The organism is Pseudoclavibacter sp. VKM Ac-2888 (assembly GCF_015351285.1).
Lineage (GTDB): Bacteria > Actinomycetota > Actinomycetes > Actinomycetales > Microbacteriaceae > Pseudoclavibacter.
Genome location: NZ_JADKSM010000001.1, coordinates 1797208 through 1814343, shown reverse-complemented (window position 1 = coordinate 1814343; position 17136 = coordinate 1797208). Strand labels below are relative to the sequence as shown.

Sequence of the window (17136 nt, the reverse complement as noted above, 5' to 3'; positions counted from 1 at the left end):
GCGGGAGCTGGCGCATGCTGAAGCGCCTGCTCATCGTGAGTCCCGACTTCCACGGGTACTGGAAGGCGGTTGCCTCGGCGTTCGAGTCGATCGGCTATTCGGTGAGGGTGCACCGCTACGACAGTCACGCGACGTTCGCCGATCGGTTCCAGAACAAGCTGCTCCATGACCTCCCGGAGTCGATGCGGTCTCGTGCCGCGGCGGAGAAGGCCACCTCGCGCGCAGTAGAGCAGTTGCGCGCAGAGACCTTCGAGGCGGTCCTCGTCATCAAGGGCGACCAGCTCGGCGACGCCTGGTGGGAGGCCCTGAGCGCACAGTCGGTACCGTCCGTCGTCTGGCTGTACGACGAGATCCGCAGGACCAGGTACACGCCGGAGTTCCTGGCGTCGACCGGTCGCGTCGCGAGCTACAGCCACGACGACGTGCGCCTCCTTCGAGAACACGGCGCGGATGCCGTCTTCGTTCCCCTCGGCTTCGACTCGAGCCAGTCGTTCGCGCGCGTCGAGGTGCCGGCGGTGACGCTGGTCGGTGCCCGCTACCCGAATCGCGAGCAGCTGGTGCGCGGCATCCAGGGCTCTGGAGTTCCCGTGCGCGCGTACGGCCGCGACTGGTCACGGAAGCTCTCCGACGTCGTGAGGACGCGACGCTTCCGGTCGGCAGGCGTGCCTGCCAGCGGAGACCTGACGCGGGGCGCCGCGTACGGCGTGATGGCGGGAAGCCTCGCGACGTTGAACGTGCACGCGAATCAGGACGGCTTCACCATGCGCACCTTCGAGGCCGCAGGCGTCGGCGGGCTCGAGCTCGTGGACAGGCCCGATGTGAGCGAGTTCTACGACGTCGGCAAGGAGGTGCTGGTGTTCGAGAGCGTCGAGGAGATCGTGGAGTCGGCGCGTCGCGCGCAGCGCGAGCCCGCGTGGGCCGCCCAGGTGCGCGAGGCAGCTCGCAGACGGACGTTGGCCGAGCACACCCTCGAGCACCGCGCTCGAGCATTGGAGGCGCTGTGGGACTGAACATTCCGGAGGACCTCGAGGCGTGGCAGCGCTGGCAGAATTCGAGGTCCCTCAAACGCCAGATCATGACCCGTGTGCGGCGTCCCTCTGGGGAGCCGGAGTTCACGCTCATGGTCAACGGGCCCGAACCGCGTCTGCTTGTCCTCATCGATGTGCCGACCCCCAGTGCGGTCGCGGCGTACGCGGAGCCATTGCGGTTCCTCGAAGGCGAACAGGTCGCCGTTCTCGCGCCGAAAGACCTCAGCGGGATGCTCGACGGCAGCTGGACGAGCCGTCGGCTCGAGGGGCTGGACCTGCCGGGGGAGCTCCGCGGCGTTCGTGCCGTCTTCGCAGCAGGTCACTTCCTTCCCGCTGGGGCCGTCGGCTACCGCTGGAGCAGGCAGCTCGGGGCACGGTTCGTCGTGGCCCAGCATGGCTTGACGACGCCGTTCGCGCCGCCGTTGGCTCGCGGCAGTCACCTGCTCGCGTTCTCCCAGGACGACGCCGAGTTCTGGAAGTCGGGACGAGGTGATGTCACGCATGAGGTCGTGGGTGCGCAGCTGCTCTGGCATGCTTCGCGTCGCAACCGCGGGCGTCCCGAAGGTCCCGGAGACGCGACTCCCGTCTTCCTCGGACAGCTGCACGGTGCTGAGCTGTCTCGGTGGACGTCGGCGAGGACCGCCCGGACGTTCTGCACGACGACCGGTGCCGAGTATCGTCCGCACCCAGCGGAGACCGACCGCCTGTCGCGTCTGCAGCACCGCGCCTGGCAGCGGCGCGGAGTGCGTTTCGAGAGCTCGGGCCAGTCGCTCGCGACCCTCGACCGGCCGGTCGTCTCCGTCTTCTCCACGGGGGTCCTCGAGGCCGCCGCCGCCGGCCAGGATGCCTGGGTGACGTGCGTCGACCCGCCCGAGTGGGTGCGCGACTTCTGGACACGGTATGGTCTTTCGCAGTGGGGCAGCGATTCGACTCCTGCCCCTCCTGTTCCCCAGACAGAGCCAGCACAGTTGATAGCCGCGAGCATCTCGCGGATTCTGGAGGAAACAGTATGAGGATCTTGTGCGTCATCCCCGTGCGGGGAGGCTCCAAAGGCATCCCGGGCAAGAACAGGCGCCGAGTCGCCGGCAAGCCACTGGTCGCCTGGACCATCGAGCAGGCCCTCGCGGCGCGTCCCCAGATGGATGTCCTCGTCTCCACCGACGACGAGGCCCTCGCCGCCATCGCACGGGAAGCCGGCGCGCAGGTGCCGTGGCTGCGCCCCGCGCACCTCGCTGAAGACACGACGGCGACCGAGCCGGTGGTCGAGCACGCCATCGCCGAGTACACGGCCGCAGGGCGACGACCGGATGCCGTCATGCTCCTGCAGGCGACCTCGCCCGTGCGGCTTCCGGGCACCCTCGACCGTGCGATCTCGCAGTTCGCGGCGACGGGCGTCGATTCGATGGTGGGTGCCGTGCCCCAGACGCCGTTCCTCTGGCAGTACGGAGCGGCAGAGGGGGACCAGCCGAAGGCGCACTTCACGATCGGCGCGAGGCCCCGCCGCCAGGAGCTGCAGCGCACGCAGATGTTCTACCGCGAGACGGGCTCGCTCTACCTCACGAAGACCGAGATCTACGAGCGGGAGCACAACCGGCTCGGTGGCACGATCGGCATCTTCGAGATGGATGACCTCGAAGGCGTCGACATCGACACCGAGCTCGATCTCTCCATCGCAGACCACCAGCTCTCCCAGCTTCATCCTGACGCGGCCGCCGCTCCGTCAGCGCACACCGCAGCACCGACAGACAAGGACTCCGCTCAGTGATCTTCGAGCGCAACCTCACCCCGTACATCGTCTTCGCGGAGGACCCGATCGTCGTCGGTCTGCAGAAGATCAGCGCGAACCAGCAGCGCATCGTCTTCTGCGTCGACGAGCACGGTCGTCTGCGCGGCTCGCTCTCCGACGGTGACTTCCGTCGCTGGATCGTCGCGAACCCGACGGCCTCGCTCGACGTCACGTGCGTCGAAGTCGCCAACACGAGCACCCGCACCGCGCCGGCGACGTCGACGCCGTCCGAGCTGGCTCCGCTGCTCGGGCACGGCGGCATCACGCACCTGCCGCTCGTCGACGAGACGGGCCACCTGATCGCCGTCGCCATCGACCGCAATGATGTGCTGCGCATCGGTCGGCACGAGATCGGCGCCGGCCACCCCGCGTTTGTCATCGCTGAGATCGGCAACAACCACAACGGCGATGTCGACCTCGCGAAGCGACTTGTCGACCTCGCCGCCGACGCGGGCGCCGACGCCGTGAAGTTCCAGCTGCGGGACATGGACGCGCTGTACCGCCAGAGCGGCGGGTCGACGGCAGGCGAAGACCTCGGAGCGCAGTACACGCTGGATCTCCTCTCGCGCGTCTCGCTCCCCGCGGAGAAGCTGTTCACGGTCTTCGACCATGCGCGCGACCGCGGTGTCGACCTCATGTGCACGCCGTGGGACGGACCGAGCGTCCAGGCGCTCGTCGACTACGGCATCGAGGGACTCAAGATCGCCTCCGCCGACCTCACCAACCACGAGCTGCTCCGCGATGCGGGCTCGCGTGGGCTCCCGCTCATCCTGTCGACCGGAATGTCCCGGGAGTCGGAGATCCTCGAGACCGTCGGGCTCATGCGCTCCCTGGGTTCCAGCTTCGCGCTGCTCCACTGCCAGTCGACATATCCGGCACCGTTCAAGGACATCAACCTCGCCTACCTCGACCGGCTCGCGGAGATCGGCGACAGCATCGTCGGCTACTCGGGCCACGAGCGCGGCTGGCACGTGCCCGTCGCTGCGGTCGCACGCGGGGCGCGCATCATCGAGAAGCACTTCACCGTCGATCGCGGCATGGAGGGCAATGACCACACGGTCTCGCTGCTCCCGGACGAGTTCGCGCAGATGGTCGAGCAGATCCGAGACATCGAGCTTTCGTTGGGCGACGCGGCACCGCGAGAGGTGTCCACGGGCGAGCTCATGAACCGGACGACGCTCGCGAAGTCGCTGGTCGCGGCGCGAGAGCTGCGCGAGGGCGAGGTGCTCCGAGCTGAGGACATCGCCGTGAAGAGCCCCGGTCGCGGACTGCAGCCGAACCGTCTCGACGAGCTCGTGGGTCGCGCGGTGAACCACGACATGGCGGAAGGCGAGTTCTTCTTCGAGAGCGACCTCACCGACACCGCTTCCGTCGGGCGAGAGTTCGAGTTCCGTCGCCCATGGGGCCTCCCTGTTCGGTACCACGACTACAAGAAGCTCATCGAGAACTCGACTCCCGACTTCCTGGAGTTCCACTTCTCGTACAAGGACCTCGAGGTCGACATCGACAGCTTCTTCACGGAGCCCCTCGACATGGACTTCACGACGCACCTGCCAGACCTGTTCTCCGGCGACTTCCTCGTCGACCTCGCATCGACGGACGACGAGCACTGGGAACGGTCGATCCGCGAGGTGCAGCGGACCATCGACACGACCCGCAGCCTGAAGAAGTGGTTCACGCGCTCGAGCGAGCCGATCATGGTCGTCACGATGGGCGGCTTCACGAAGGACAAGCACGTCCCCGCTCAGGCGCGCACCGCCATGTACGCGCGGATCGCGGATGCAGTGCAGCGTCTCGACACGGACGGCGTGCGGATCGCGGCGCAGACGCTTCCGCCGTTCCCGTGGCTCATGGGAGGCCAGCAGTTCCACAACCTCTTCCTCGATCCTCATGACACTGCGGAGTTCTCGGCGACGACGGGGACGAAGCTCTGCTTCGACGTGTCTCACTCGAAGCTCGCGGCGAACTTCCTCGGGATGCAGTTCTCCGACTACACGGAGCTCGTCGCGCCGCACAGCATCCACCTGCACCTCGTCGACGCGACGGGGGTCGACGGCGAGGGCGTCCAGGTCGGCGATGGCGAGGTCGACTGGCCGCTGCTGGCGGGCCAGCTCGACGAATTCGCGCCGGGTGCCCCGTTCATCCCTGAGATCTGGCAGGGTCACATCGACAACGGCCAGGGCTTCTGGACGGCGCTCGATCGGCTCGAGAAGTGGCTCTAGAGGCACGGGCAGCACCTGACGGAGGCCGCTCTTCGCGGCCGATCGCGCTCTGGGTGATTCCTGTTGCCGACCTGGGCGGGGTCGCGCGTCACGTCCTGGACGTGGTCGAGGCGGGCATTCCCGGCTTCGAGCTCGTCGTGCTCTGCCCGGAGGGGCCTCTCGTCGATCGTCTCCGTGCCGTCGGCGCACGCCTCGCCGTGGGCAGGGTCGGGCCAGACGCCGGCCTGAGCCGGTCGATCCGGACCCTCAGGTCGGCGGCGCGCCGCCTCCGGCCTGCTGTCGTGCACTCGCATCTCGCGTACGCGGATGTCGTCGTGGCCGCCACGCCCCTGCCACCTGGCACCGTGCGCGTCACGAGCGAGCACGGTATCGCCGGCGAGGACAGCGTCTATCACGGGTCCTCCTGGAAGTCGCAGCTCATGGCTCGGGTGCACGGAGCGCGGCTGCGTCGGTTCGAGGGCGTCATCGCCGTCTCCGAGGCGACCAAGCAGGCGATGCTCGCGAAGTGGGGTCCGAAGCAGCACGTGCATGTCGTGCACAACGGCGTCGACCGGCTGCCCCCGCACGCGGTGCGCGCCTCCGACTCCCTGCGCGTGCTCGCCCTCGCGCGACTCTCTCCCGAGAAGCGCATCCCGCAGCTCATCGATGCGTTCGCTCGCGTGCACGCGCAGAGACCGGGCGCCAGGCTGACGATCGCCGGGGTCGGCGAGCTGGACGCGGAGCTGCGACGTCGGGTCAGCGACCTCGGCCTCGCCGACGCCGTCGACTTCCCAGGGTTCGTGGACCCCGACGCGGCCATGGCGGAAGCCGACGTGCTGGCGCAGCTGTCGGTGTGGGAGAACTGCTCCTACTCGCTGCTCGACGCGGCCAATCGTGGGATGCGCGTCGTGGCCTCCAGAGTCGGCGGGAACCCGGAGATCGTCGCGGAGGCCGGACTCGTCGACGCCGAAGATGTCGCGCAGGTCGCGCGTGCGCTCCTGGACGCCGACGCCGTCACGACGCTCGACGACTGGCCGTCGGTCTCCGACATGACCTCAGCCATCGCCGGTGTCTATGCCGAGGCGGGAGTCACGTCCGACCTGCCGGGCGGCCTCCCGGACCACATCACCATCGCCACGAACAACGGCGACATCGGCGGGGGAGAGGTGATGCTCCTCAACATCGCCGCCGTGCTCGAGGAGCTCGGCGTCGACGTGACCATCGTCGGCCCCTCCGAACCGGGGGAGCTGGTCGCTGCGGCGCGGGATGCCGGGCATCGCGTGGTGGAACTCGAGGCGGCCGGGCGGGGATCCTGGATGCTCGCGCTCCGCCGCTGGGATGCCGCACAGCGACGTGGAGTCCTCTGGTGCAACGGGCTCGTACCCGCCGCGGCGACAGCAGGGCACCCCGGTCGAATCGTGCACCTCCACCAACGCCCATTGGGTGCGCTGCGCGTCCTCGAGCCCTTGGCGCGCTTCAAGGCGCTCACGACGCTCGTGCCATCCGCGTCGATGGCGGCCGCCGTCGGCAATGCAGCGGTGCTGCCGAACTGGAGCCAGAGCCCCGGCACACGCAACCGGGTGTCGAGCGGACCGCCGATCGTGCTCGGATTCCTGGGCAGGCCATCCATCGACAAGGGCGTGGACGTGCTGGCCGCCGCCGTGCAGGAGCTGGAGGCGCGCAAACCTGGGCACTATCGGCTGCTGCTCGCCGGCGAGCCACGATTCGTCTCGAAACAGGCTCAGCTGGCCGTGGAGAAGGCGTTGCAGCCCGTCGCGCACCTCACCGACCGGCCGGGCTGGGTAGCGCCAGCTGCGTTCTTTGATCGCATCGACCTGCTTGTGGTCCCTTCGGTGTGGCCCGAGCCGTTCGGACTCGTCGTGACCGAAGCGATGGCCGCGGGAGTCCCGGTGCTCGTCAGCGACGCTGGGGCCTTGCCGGAGATCGTTCCGCCGCAGAGCGGCGACGTGTTTCCTGCCGGCGACGCACTCGCACTCGCGGCAGCTATCGAGCGGAAAATCGAGCGTGGGCTTGACGGCAACGTGGACGCGAACGCGCGGCGTTGGCAGGACCACTACTCCCCGAGTGCCGGCGCGGCTTCGGTGAGTGAACTCCTGCGTCTGGTGCTGGTAGGTCAGCCGCTCGGGAAGTCGAGGTCAGCGTGAACGATGGCAATTGGCACTTCTACTGCGAAGATCCAGAGGTAGCAAGCGTTGCCCGGCACTGGAGACCGGACGAGGATCCCGAGAAGTTCGCATCGGGATTCGGGCACAACATCCTCGAGCTCTTCGCGCGTTTCCGTGATCGGGGGTACGACGTCACGCTCGGACCGGATGTGCCGGGCGGCACATCTCTTGTCGTCGCCTTCATCTCGGACTTCGTCAACCTCCGGACGGCGCTGGTGCTGTCGGGATTCCCGTGTCTGATGATCCGAAGTGATTCCGCGTTGCAATTCGACGCACCATTCCGGCCAGACCGTGTGATCGTGCCGAATCGTTCGGCGTACTGGATTCAGCGCTACGGTGCTGACGCCGAGTACCTTCCTGCGCTCCCGCAGAGGGGGCTGATACCCAGGGATCAGACGAGGACGGTCTTCGAGGCGATCACGCTGAAATGCAATCCGGAGCATGTGCCGAAGGTTCTCCTTGAGCCCGACATGGTTGCAGGCATCGTCGCAAGCGGCTTCAGCTTGCACATAGATTCTCCAAGCACGACAAACGGCAGCGATCAGACCTGGCATGACTTCAGCAACGCTGATCTCACCTTGTGCATCCGGGGCAGCATGGTCGACAACGCCGATGTGCGGAAGCCGCCCACGAAGCTCATCAACGCATGGAATGCCCGCACGGTGCCGATTATCAGCGGCGAGGCCTCGTACCTCGAGCTCGCGAGCCCGGGAGAGGACAGCCTGCTGATCAACGACGCTCGAGAGCTTCCAGCGACGCTCGCACGGTTGCGGGCTGAACCCGAGGCGTTCGAGCGTATCCGCCTCGGGGCGGCACGCCGCGCCGATGAGTACTCGCTTGTGAAGCTCGTCGACGAGTGGGCAGCCCTCTGTGGTCGAGTCGAGCGTCAGCGCATCGGCTCGCTGGAGCGGTGGCAGCGTGTGTTGCGCATCCTCACCGTGAAGATCTCGAATCGACTCCAGCGGCGACGCTCGGCCTCCACGTCGAAGTGAGCTCTGCGTTTCATCGCCGTGCTGGTGAACATCGAATGTCGACACCCATCCTGTCCACCTCCTTCTCCAAGGAATGCCCGTGAGATTCTTCTACCTCAACGACAGCCCGCTTCGTGTGACTGCGGATGGCAAGCTCGGCATATTCGCGAAATCCATGACGGGCTTGGCCGAGTACGCGAAGAGGTGGCCGGGCAAGGTGCTCGTGTCCTCGCTCGAAGCTCCTCTTCTCGCCGAGGAAGACGACCCCCAGATGATGTGGGCCGATCACGATCTCGCCGCTGACCTCGAATTCATCCCGCAAGTTGACGCGCCCGCCCTCTCCCGACTCGGGGCTGACCTGGTCATGCATTCAGTGGTGGGACCGCTGAGTCAGTCGCTTCTCGGCCATCACTTCAAGGTCATCTTCACTGACGACTGGTCGCCCGCCGTTCGCCTTGAGGTTGGTCTCGTCACGGCCCGTGGAGCTGTCGACCGGGCCCGCATCAGAGTCGGCGCGCTTCGGCGCACGAGGCGTCTGGATTCCCTCGCGGCCCGAGCAGATGGTTTTCAATGCAACGGTCACTCGGCAGCCGAGCACTACAAGGCCGTGAACCCCTCCACGCATATGTACTTCGATCACAGGATGCGTGCAGGTGACATGGCTGCCGCAAGCCGTCGGGAGCACTGGCACGGCGATCGGCCGTTGCGAATCGCGTACTCGGGCCGTCTGACCGAGATCAAGGGAGTGAAGTTGATCGAGCCGTTCATCGCGGAACTCGAACGGAGATCGATCAGCTTCGAGTTCACGATAATCGGATCAGGAAATCTGGAACCGGCGCTCCGCCGGCTCGAGTCGAAGAATGTGCGCTTCGCGGGATTCATGGACTTCGAGAAGGACTGGAAGCCCTTTGTGCGGAGCGAGGTCGACCTCATGTTCCTGCCGCACGTTCAGGGGGATTCGGCGAGTACGTACTTCGAGGCGATGGGTTCGGGGGTTCCTGTGCTTGGTTTTCACAACAGGACGCTCACGCCGCTGCTGGCCGCTGGCGGTGGTGGCTGGGCCGTAGCAAGACCAGACGTGGTCGCGGCGGCAGCAGTGACTGAACGGCTCGCGACCGGGCCGATGGAGCTCGAGGTTCAGGCCCGCCGTGGACTCTCGTTCATGGAGGCGGTCCCCTTCGAGACCACCTTCGACGAGCGAGTGAACCACTTTCGAGCGATCGCTGGCGCGTCGTAGCTTCGCCTCCGAGGCGAACGGTCGCGAACTCCTAGGCGCGCGGAGCGCGGAGGAACCCTCGAACGCGATCTACTGCCGTTGCTCGAACCCCTGCACGAGCCAAGAGAACGTACACCCGTGCGGTGACCCGGTTCGGAGCTGAACGGAAAGAGGTCTTCAGGTAGTCGACGACTCGTGGCGTCGGTCCTTCGATGCGCCAGAGACGCAGAGCCAGCGTCCAGATGCGATTCTGCATCTCAGCGTCGAGTTCGGGCGTGATCCCGAGTTGTTTCGAGAATATCTGGAGATACGCCATGACGAAGCGGGGATTCGTGGTGTGGAACTGCTGGTGTCCAAGCGACGACCCGAGTTCGCGGAAAGCGACGAGAGGCTCGTCCACGCAGAGAAAGTCCGACTTCAGTGCGAGCCGGATCCACAGGTCGTGGTCTTCGAAGAAGAGATCGGGGTCGTAGCCTCCTGCTTCCTTCACCGATTGAGTCCGGAGCATGACCGAGGGCGCAGGCAACCAGTTGTACTCGCAGAGCTCACTGTAGACAGACCCGCTCAGTCGAGGAGGCCACGCGTACTCAGTCTTGAAGTCGCGCTCGAGCTGCTTTCCGTGCTCATCGACTCGGAGTGCGTTCGAGTAGACGACAGCGACATCTGCGGAGGCGCCGGCCATCGCTTCGAGTTGGCGCTCGAAGCGGGTCGGGAGCATCCAGTCGTCGGCAGAGATGTATGCGTAGAACTCTGTATCGATCGTCGACAGCGCGGAATTCAGGCTCGCGCAGAGCCCTCGATTGACCCGGTTGCGTTGAATGGACACGTGAAGAGGGTTCTCTTCGAGGTACACCTCGGCGGCGTCCGCGGTCTCTCCTGCTGGGTCGTCGTCGATGAGCAGTATCCGGCTGGGCAAGATCGTCTGCTGCTGGAGAGAGAGCAGCAGGTCTCCGACGTAGCGCTCGTGCTTGTAGCCCACGATGACGAGGGTCAGATCGTGCGCGATCATCCGAGAGCGCCTCTGTGCAGAGCGGTCACGGTCGCGGCAGTTTCAGCGAGTGCCTGTGTCCAGGACTCCTCGGTCTTCGGAGCCGCGCCCTCCTGCGCTGTCTCGCGCGTCGCGCGCTCGATGATCGCCTGCGACATCGCGGCCACGGTCGGTTCGACGAGCGTGATCATCTCGGAGTAGCGGTCGAGGTCGATCTTCGTCTCCCAGGAGGTTGTGATGACTGGCGTCCCGAGGCGGGAGAACTCGAGGGTCGGGTAGTTCGGGTGGGGTGCCAGCATCGGGGAGATGGCGAGGTCTGCGGTCAGCGTGAACTGCTGGTAGTCCTCGAACGACATCTTCCCCAGCCGCTGCAACTCGAGTCCGCTCTTGAGCCGCAGCGGGGGGATCGTGTGGGTTCCGCCGAGCCAGACATCCCAGTTGTCACGAAGCTCGGCGCTTTCCTCGAATGCCTGGTCGATGGCGAGCAGGCCGGTGTAGAAGAGGTTCCGATCAGTCTCTGGCCTGGCATAGAAGAAGAGGCGCTTCTTGCCAGGTCGCTCGACGAGCGTCGACTCTCGCTTGGGGACTCGCACCGCTGGCTCGAAGACAAGCGCCTCGGCCGCGACGCGATGGTGCGGAGTCGTCCGGAAGTAGTCGTGCAGGATCGAGCTGTTGAGGACGGGCACGAACTTCACTGACTCGTACGTCGACGAAGCCCAGAGCTGCTGGTCGCCGTTGTTGTAGAAGATCGGCTCGTAGTCCTGGATGAGGTACACATACGGGCGGTCGTGTGCCAGTCGATCCACCGCGAATGCGTCCCACCAGGCGCTGACCACCAGCAGATCGTCGGGGTGCAGGGGGAGCGAGGCGCCGGCGGCCCGGCGGTGAGCTGCGTTCACGAAGTGGATGCGCGAGGGGTCGACATCGATGCCCTGGTTCCTGAGGAAGCCGGCGACGTCCGGGTCACCGTCGAACGAGGTGGTGTGCACCAAGCGCAGGTCGTAGTCGAGGTGGTTGGCGACGGTCGCACTGAAATTGAGCAGGGTCGCGATGCCGCCGAAGAAGCCGCTGCTGTTGAAGAAGCCGAACACCGTGACCGACGGGCGCTGACCGGCCGCTGGCGGGGCTGCGTGGAGTGGGCGGAAGGCGGCGAAGCGACTCGCCAGCAATTCGTCCGGCGTGACGGAGGCTCCCGCACCCGCATCTATACGGCTGCTGAGGTGGGCCTCCACATCCGCGAGTGCGCCGTGGACCTTGCCGAGCGCACCCTTCGCGAGGTGCGCGGCCTTCCTGGTCCCCAGAAGGGCCACCGTGCGTGGAGTCTTGGCGGTCATGCGTGCTCCGCTCGGATACGGGTCGACGGGTGCGACGGTTGGCTCGCCTGCTGCCTCGCTGTCCGGAGGAGGCCGAGTTCGTATCGCAGCGTCGCGCGCGCGTCGAGGTCACGTCCGGTCAGCTGCCGGGGGGCGTTCACCGCGAAGTTGACGAGGCTCGCCAGTGCCAGGGATGTCGTGAAGGCGACCGAACCGCCCCACTTGTTCACGTAGCGCTGCCGAGCAGTCAGAAGCCACTGCCGCCGCAGAGAAGTGTCCGACGATCCGCCACCGACGTGCGTGACGGTGACGGTATTCGCCACGTAGGAGGGAACGCCCCGTGCGAGGAGACGCCGCTGCAGATCGACTTCCTCGGACGTCATGAAGTACCGCTCGTCGAAACCTCCGACACTCCTGAAATCCCTGACGGGAAGGAGCATCGCGGCACCGATGACCCAGTCGACTCGGTCGCTGCCCCCTGGTGTGAGCGCAGTCACGTGCCCAACGGCACGCTGCAGTGCAGGAAGGTGGCGCCAGCGCGCGAGCGGGGAGAGCCACTCGACCACGTGGTGTCTGATGCGTGGGAATTGGCGAGCGGTCCACTCCGGCTCACCGTTCGACTTCACCACCTGAGGGCTGACGACCGCGGTAGGAAGTGGTCCAGCGGCATCGAGCAGGTCGCGGATGAACGTTGCGCCCACCTCCAGATCGCTGTTCAGGACCAGCATCAGGTCGGTCTCCACCAGTTCTGAGCCGGTGTTCACTGCGGCGCCGAACCCGCCGTTGGCCTCGCGGCGCACGAGTCGTACCCCCGGCTGCTGGGGGAAGGGGACGGGAGACGCGTCATCGGCGACGATGATCTCGGCGAGACCGTCCTGCCCGCGCAGCTGCTCGATGAGGTTGAGCGTGTCCGTCGGCTCCCCGTAGTAGGGAATGACCACCGTCACGGAGTCCCTGTCGATGGCTGCCTGTGGCTCGTCTTGGCCGTAGATTCTCTTCACTGTCTCCCTGAACCGTTCTTCGCCGTAGGTCGCCGAGAGTCTCCCGGCGAGGTCGTCGGCTCGGAGGTCGGCGCCTCGCTGGTCGCGCAGGACCCCGACGACGGCCCCCGCAAACGCTGCGGGGTTGTCCGTCACCGCCTCCAGCTCGTCGCTGTGCGCAATCCCCTCGGCGCCCACGGAGGTCGAGATCGTCGGCACACCGTGCGTCATCGCCTGGATGGTCTTGAACTTCACACCCGAGCCTGAGAGGAGCGGAACGACCACAGCAGCGGCTCGCGCGTAGACTGGCGACAGCTCGTCGACGAATCCCGCCGCGGTCACCTGGACCGCCCGCGAGACGAGAGGAGCCAGAGCCCCATCCGGGTCGAGGCCGACCAGCGTGAGCCGGGCGTGGGGAACCGCGGCGATGACCTCCGGCCAGACCTGATCGATGAACCAGGTCGCCGCATCGACGTTCACCTGCCGCGCGAAGTATCCGACGAACACGACCTCCGGGGAGGCGCTGTCCACGTCACGAGTCGGCAGTGCAACTGGGGAGAGAGGCGGGTCGATGACCTCGACCTCGGTCGCTCCGCGTCGCCTCAGCAGCTCCGCATCCTTCTCGTTCAGAGTCAGGACGCTGTCGAGGTGCCGGAGGGAGCGACGTTCCGCGGCGATGGCCACGGTCTCAGCGCGCCGCCACCGCCCGAGGCCTCCGTCGTCAGCGCGACGCGCGTAGAGCTGCGAGAGCACATCGTGGAAGGTGCCCACGATCCGTGCGCTCGGATTGAGACGTCGGATGTGCGGGGCGAGGCGAATGAACTCGAACCACTGCAGGTCGACGAGGTCGGCGCTCGCGACGGACTCGCGCACCCGCGGATCGAAGTAGAGGCTCACGAGGATGCCGAGTGGGGGTGCTGCAGGATCGACGCGCCTCCAGCCCCTCTCGACGATCCCGACGCCGCGTTGCAGCAGCCGCTGTCGTGAGCTGGGGGACGCCCATCGGCCGACCAGGTGCGCTGCGACGCGCGCGTCCACATGCTCGAGCGCCTTCTGGTTCGCGGTGTGGTCCGGAGCGATCACCTCGACCACACCGTGTTCCGACAACGACCGCGTCAGGTGGTGGACGTACAGGCCGCCCGCGTGGCGAACACCGGGGTACGGGACCGCGCCGCCGAGCATGACGACGCGCGTCTCAAGAGGTTGAGGCCGCGTCACGGAGTCACGGGATCGCTGTCGGTGACCTTCAGCAGGCCCAACTCGACTTGACGAGCGAAATCAGCGTTGCTGGAGCGCACTTCTTCGAAGGTGCCGTACCCGGCGACCTGCCCGTTCTTCATGTAGGCGAGCGCGTCTGCTTCGCGGACCGTGGACAACCGGTGAGCGACGATGACGACGGTCACCTCGCCCTTGAGCCCGTCGATGGTCTCGATGATCTTGTGTTCTGTCTCATTGTCAAGAGCTGAAGTCGCTTCATCCAGCACGAGAAGCGAAGGGCGCCGGTAGAGGGCACGAGCTATGCCCACGCGCTGCCTCTGACCGCCGGAAAGCCGTGAGCCTCGGTCGCCGACAGAGGAGTCGAGGCCTCCCTCCAGAGAATCGACAAGGTCCTGCAGCTGTGCTCGTTGCACGACCTCGGCGAGGAGCTCCTCATCGATCTCATCGGCCGTGGCGTCGAACGCGATGTTCTCCCGCAGGCTGGTGTCGAGGAGGAAGACCTCCTGCGGAACCATCGCGACGTGGTGCTGCCAGGCCTTGACGAGGTCGTCGCGCAGGTCCTGCCCGTCAACGGTGAGCGTGCCTGCGGTGGGGCGATGGAGCCCGAGGATGATGTCGACGAGTGTGCTCTTGCCTGCACCGCTTGATCCGACGAGCGCGAGCGTCGAACCTGCTGGGATGGTCAGGTTGATGTCGCTCAGGACATTCTCCGAGGCGTCTTCGTAGCGGAAGCCGAGATTCTTCGCCTCGAGAGTGTGAGAGAAATCGAGCGTGCCGTCGTTGGCGGCCGCGAGGTTCGCGCTCGTCTCGTACTCTGTTGCGCGTTCGAGTTCGGTGCAGACCTCGTCGAGCGCGGGGGCTCCGACGCGCAGGTTCGAGATCGAGGCGAGGAGACGAGAGAGCGACGGGAGGAGCCTGAAGCCAGCGGCTCCGACGAGACCGATCGAGGTCACCGCTGCAATGCCTCCACCCGTGTTCAGCAGGAACATGATGAGCCCGCCCAGGCCCAGGATGAACAGCGCCTCCAGCAAGTACTTCGGAACCTCCGCGAGGAAGCCGACGAGGCGGAGAGCCTGCGCGTGCTGGAGCTCGACCTTCTCGTAGACGTTGACGAAGTGCGGCTGAGCGCTGCGGATCTTGATCTCCTTGACGCCGCCAAGGGCGTGCAGGGCCGCGCGATAGCCATGTGTTGCTGCATCCATCTTCATCCGGCCAGCCGCTTCCGCACGCGGACGGATGACTCGGGCGAAGACGAACATGGCAATGCCGAAGTAGACGAAGGCCATCAGCGTGGGCAGGGGCATGACGATGAGCATCGACACAAGAAGCGCCACGATCGTGATGCTGTCGGTAATGGCGTTCAGCGCCGCGATCACGCCGAGCGAATAGAGCTGGCCGACGGAGGTGCCCATGGTCCTCAGGAGATCAGCCGTGCCTCGACCGAGATGGAGGCTGTACGGCGCATGCAGGTAGTAGTTGAGGATTCGAGTGGCCGTTCGGGCCTGTTCGCGGTTGATGAAGCCCAGAATCCACCAGCGGAACGCGATCGAGAAGATGTCCTTCAGCACGAAGCCGACGACCACCCCTCCGAGCAGGTACATGATCAGTACTTCCGGCGTGGGGTTCCCGAAGAGCGTCGCGACGGTGCCCAGCATGCCCTCTGTCGTGGAGCCGCCGGCGAGGATGGCCAAGAGCGGACCGACGAGGAGCACCGACCCAGTCTCAGCGAGTGCGACGATCACCGAGCCGATCAGCCCGATGATCAACTTCCGGCGAGCCCCCTTGGAGAAGATGAGCTGCAGTTTAGATAGCAAGATCGTAGTCACCTCAAGTGGACTTCGGTGTGTGAAGAGCCGACAGCATCAGCTGGCCCCGAACGGAGGATATCACCCGCGAAATCACGTGCAATTTCCAGAAGTCGCGGTTTACATCCGGGCCCCGACTCGGGAGAGGAGCGCCGCGGCGTTCGGCAGATCGTCGCGGAGGCCGGCCTTCGTGCAGCTTGAGGCGCCGGCGAGAACGCGCCAAGGAGCAGGTCGGCCCGAGACTGGCGCCAACGGCCATGGCCAACGTGTTCACATGGCTCACGTCGCGGTCCTTCCTCGTCCGTCAGCCCGGCGCAGCAATGAACGTCGCAAAGCTGGCGTGATGCGGGTTTCGGCGAGCGAGTACAGGCCCCAGGCCAGAACGGTGACCACGAGCATCGCCACGAGCACCGCGAGGTCGCGTCCGATGAGCGGCCAGAGGAGATCGATCGTCGCGTAGCCGACGACGACGTGCACGATGTAGAGCGAGTAGCTGATCTTTCCGAGCCAGAGCAGGGGACTCAGCCGAAGCGGAGGAGTCGACGTGCGCAGCGCGACGAAAGCGAAGAAGACGCTGATGCCGGCAACGATCGCGGCGTAGCTCGGCGAGTGGAGCAGGGCGGCAGACACGACGACGGCGAGGAAGGCCGGGATCGTCAGCCACTCGAACCGCTGGTTCCTGCGGGCCATGAAGAGCAGCATTCCGAGGCAGAACAGCGGCCCGTACTCCGCGAGGGTGACGTTGACCATCGCGCGGACCAGAACTGGAGCGGCCGTGATGTCGATGCCGGGGGCAAGGACTGCCGCCACGACGGCCGAACCGACCGCGATGACGAGCCAGGCCGCCACCAACCATCGCAGGAGCACGTCCGTCAGCCTGCACTTGGTGAGCAAGAGCACGAGGAAGACGATGATGTAGAACTGCATCTCCACCGCCAGCGTCCAGAAGGCGCCGTTGACGTCAGGAACGAGCAGCAGCCGCTGGATCATCGTGAAGTTGAGGAGCGTCTGGAGCGGCGTCAGCTGCGTTCCCGGAACGTTCGCGAGCGCGCCCACGACGACCGAGATGACCACGGCTATCCAGTAGGCCGGGTAGAGACGGGCGAACCGTGAGATTGCGAAGTCGGAAGCGCGCTTGGCCCGATCAGCGGTCATGAGGATGACGAACCCGCTGATGAGGAAGAAGAGCTGAACTCCGAACTGGCCGTGATGCAGCTCGAAGGAGCTTGCCGGCGCCGTCGGGTAGTGAACGGAGAATGTGGTCGTGAAGTGACCTACGACGACCGCAGCAGCCGCAAGGCCGCGCAGCCCATCGAGTTCTCTGAATCGTGTCGATGAAATGGATCCCCCTCAAGAAGTACGCGCGCCTTCAGGGGGGTGGACGCGTTTGCGCACTCAGGCTAGCGCCTGGTGTGCAACAAGATGCGCCCGAGCATACAAGATG

The 17136-nt window shown here is 66.0% G+C and carries 12 protein-coding genes; 7 read left to right on the top strand and 5 right to left on the bottom strand.

Annotated features, from left to right (window positions below):
- The first annotated feature begins 14 nt into the window (after positions 1-14).
- The 7 genes from ITJ61_RS08640 to ITJ61_RS20280 all read left to right on the top strand — a co-directional run bounded on the left by ITJ61_RS08640 (position 15) and on the right by ITJ61_RS20280 (position 9409).
- Positions 15-1010 carry a CgeB family protein gene (locus ITJ61_RS08640; protein ID WP_104240363.1) on the top strand — a complete coding sequence of 332 codons (996 nt, stop codon included), beginning with the start codon at positions 15-17 and terminating at the stop codon, positions 1008-1010.
- Positions 1001-2041 carry an RNA-binding protein gene (locus ITJ61_RS08635; protein ID WP_104298294.1) on the top strand — a complete coding sequence of 347 codons (1041 nt, stop codon included), beginning with the start codon at positions 1001-1003 and terminating at the stop codon, positions 2039-2041. The genes ITJ61_RS08640 and ITJ61_RS08635 overlap by 10 nt, the downstream gene beginning before the upstream one ends.
- Positions 2038-2793 (top strand): cytidylyltransferase domain-containing protein, encoded by a 756-nt coding sequence (locus ITJ61_RS08630; RefSeq protein ID WP_194685972.1) that lies wholly within the window; start codon positions 2038-2040, stop codon positions 2791-2793. Before ITJ61_RS08635 ends, ITJ61_RS08630 begins: the two co-directional genes overlap by 4 nt.
- Positions 2790-5036: an N-acetylneuraminate synthase family protein gene (locus ITJ61_RS08625; RefSeq protein ID WP_104298296.1), complete on the top strand. Its 2247-nt coding sequence runs from the start codon at positions 2790-2792 to the stop codon at positions 5034-5036. The genes ITJ61_RS08630 and ITJ61_RS08625 overlap by 4 nt, the downstream gene beginning before the upstream one ends.
- Positions 5027-7180: a glycosyltransferase gene (locus tag ITJ61_RS19815; protein WP_323744320.1), complete on the top strand. Its 2154-nt coding sequence runs from the start codon at positions 5027-5029 to the stop codon at positions 7178-7180. Before ITJ61_RS08625 ends, ITJ61_RS19815 begins: the two co-directional genes overlap by 10 nt.
- Complete coding sequence (locus ITJ61_RS08615; RefSeq protein ID WP_104298298.1) at positions 7177-8193, top strand: glycosyltransferase; 1017 nt, start codon at positions 7177-7179, stop codon at positions 8191-8193. Before ITJ61_RS19815 ends, ITJ61_RS08615 begins: the two co-directional genes overlap by 4 nt.
- Positions 8194-8272: 79 nt before the next feature.
- The gene (locus tag ITJ61_RS20280) at positions 8273-9409 is read left to right on the top strand and encodes a glycosyltransferase (protein ID WP_194685971.1); all 1137 of its coding nucleotides are present in this window, start codon (positions 8273-8275) and stop codon (positions 9407-9409) included.
- A 31-nt stretch (positions 9410-9440) separates the two neighbouring features.
- Here the strand turns inward: ITJ61_RS20280 and ITJ61_RS08605 are convergent, their stop codons facing one another.
- The 5 genes from ITJ61_RS08605 to ITJ61_RS08585 form a co-directional block, all read right to left on the bottom strand.
- Positions 9441-10367, bottom strand: coding sequence for a glycosyltransferase (locus ITJ61_RS08605; RefSeq protein WP_194685970.1), 927 nt, complete (start codon positions 10365-10367; stop codon positions 9441-9443).
- A 26-nt stretch (positions 10368-10393) separates the two neighbouring features.
- A complete protein-coding gene (locus ITJ61_RS08600) occupies positions 10394-11710 on the bottom strand; it encodes a hypothetical protein (protein WP_194685969.1) in 1317 nt (438 codons plus the stop codon).
- A complete protein-coding gene (locus ITJ61_RS08595; protein WP_194685968.1) occupies positions 11707-13887 on the bottom strand; it encodes a glycosyltransferase in 2181 nt (726 codons plus the stop codon). The genes ITJ61_RS08600 and ITJ61_RS08595 overlap by 4 nt, the downstream gene beginning before the upstream one ends.
- Positions 13884-15713 (bottom strand): ABC transporter ATP-binding protein, encoded by a 1830-nt coding sequence (locus ITJ61_RS20275; protein ID WP_146080475.1) that lies wholly within the window; start codon positions 15711-15713, stop codon positions 13884-13886. The genes ITJ61_RS08595 and ITJ61_RS20275 overlap by 4 nt, the downstream gene beginning before the upstream one ends.
- Before the next feature lie 258 nt (positions 15714-15971).
- Entirely contained in the window at positions 15972-17000 is a 1029-nt protein-coding gene (locus ITJ61_RS08585; protein ID WP_228496929.1) for an acyltransferase family protein, read from the bottom strand.
- Positions 17001-17136: the final 136 nt, after the last annotated feature.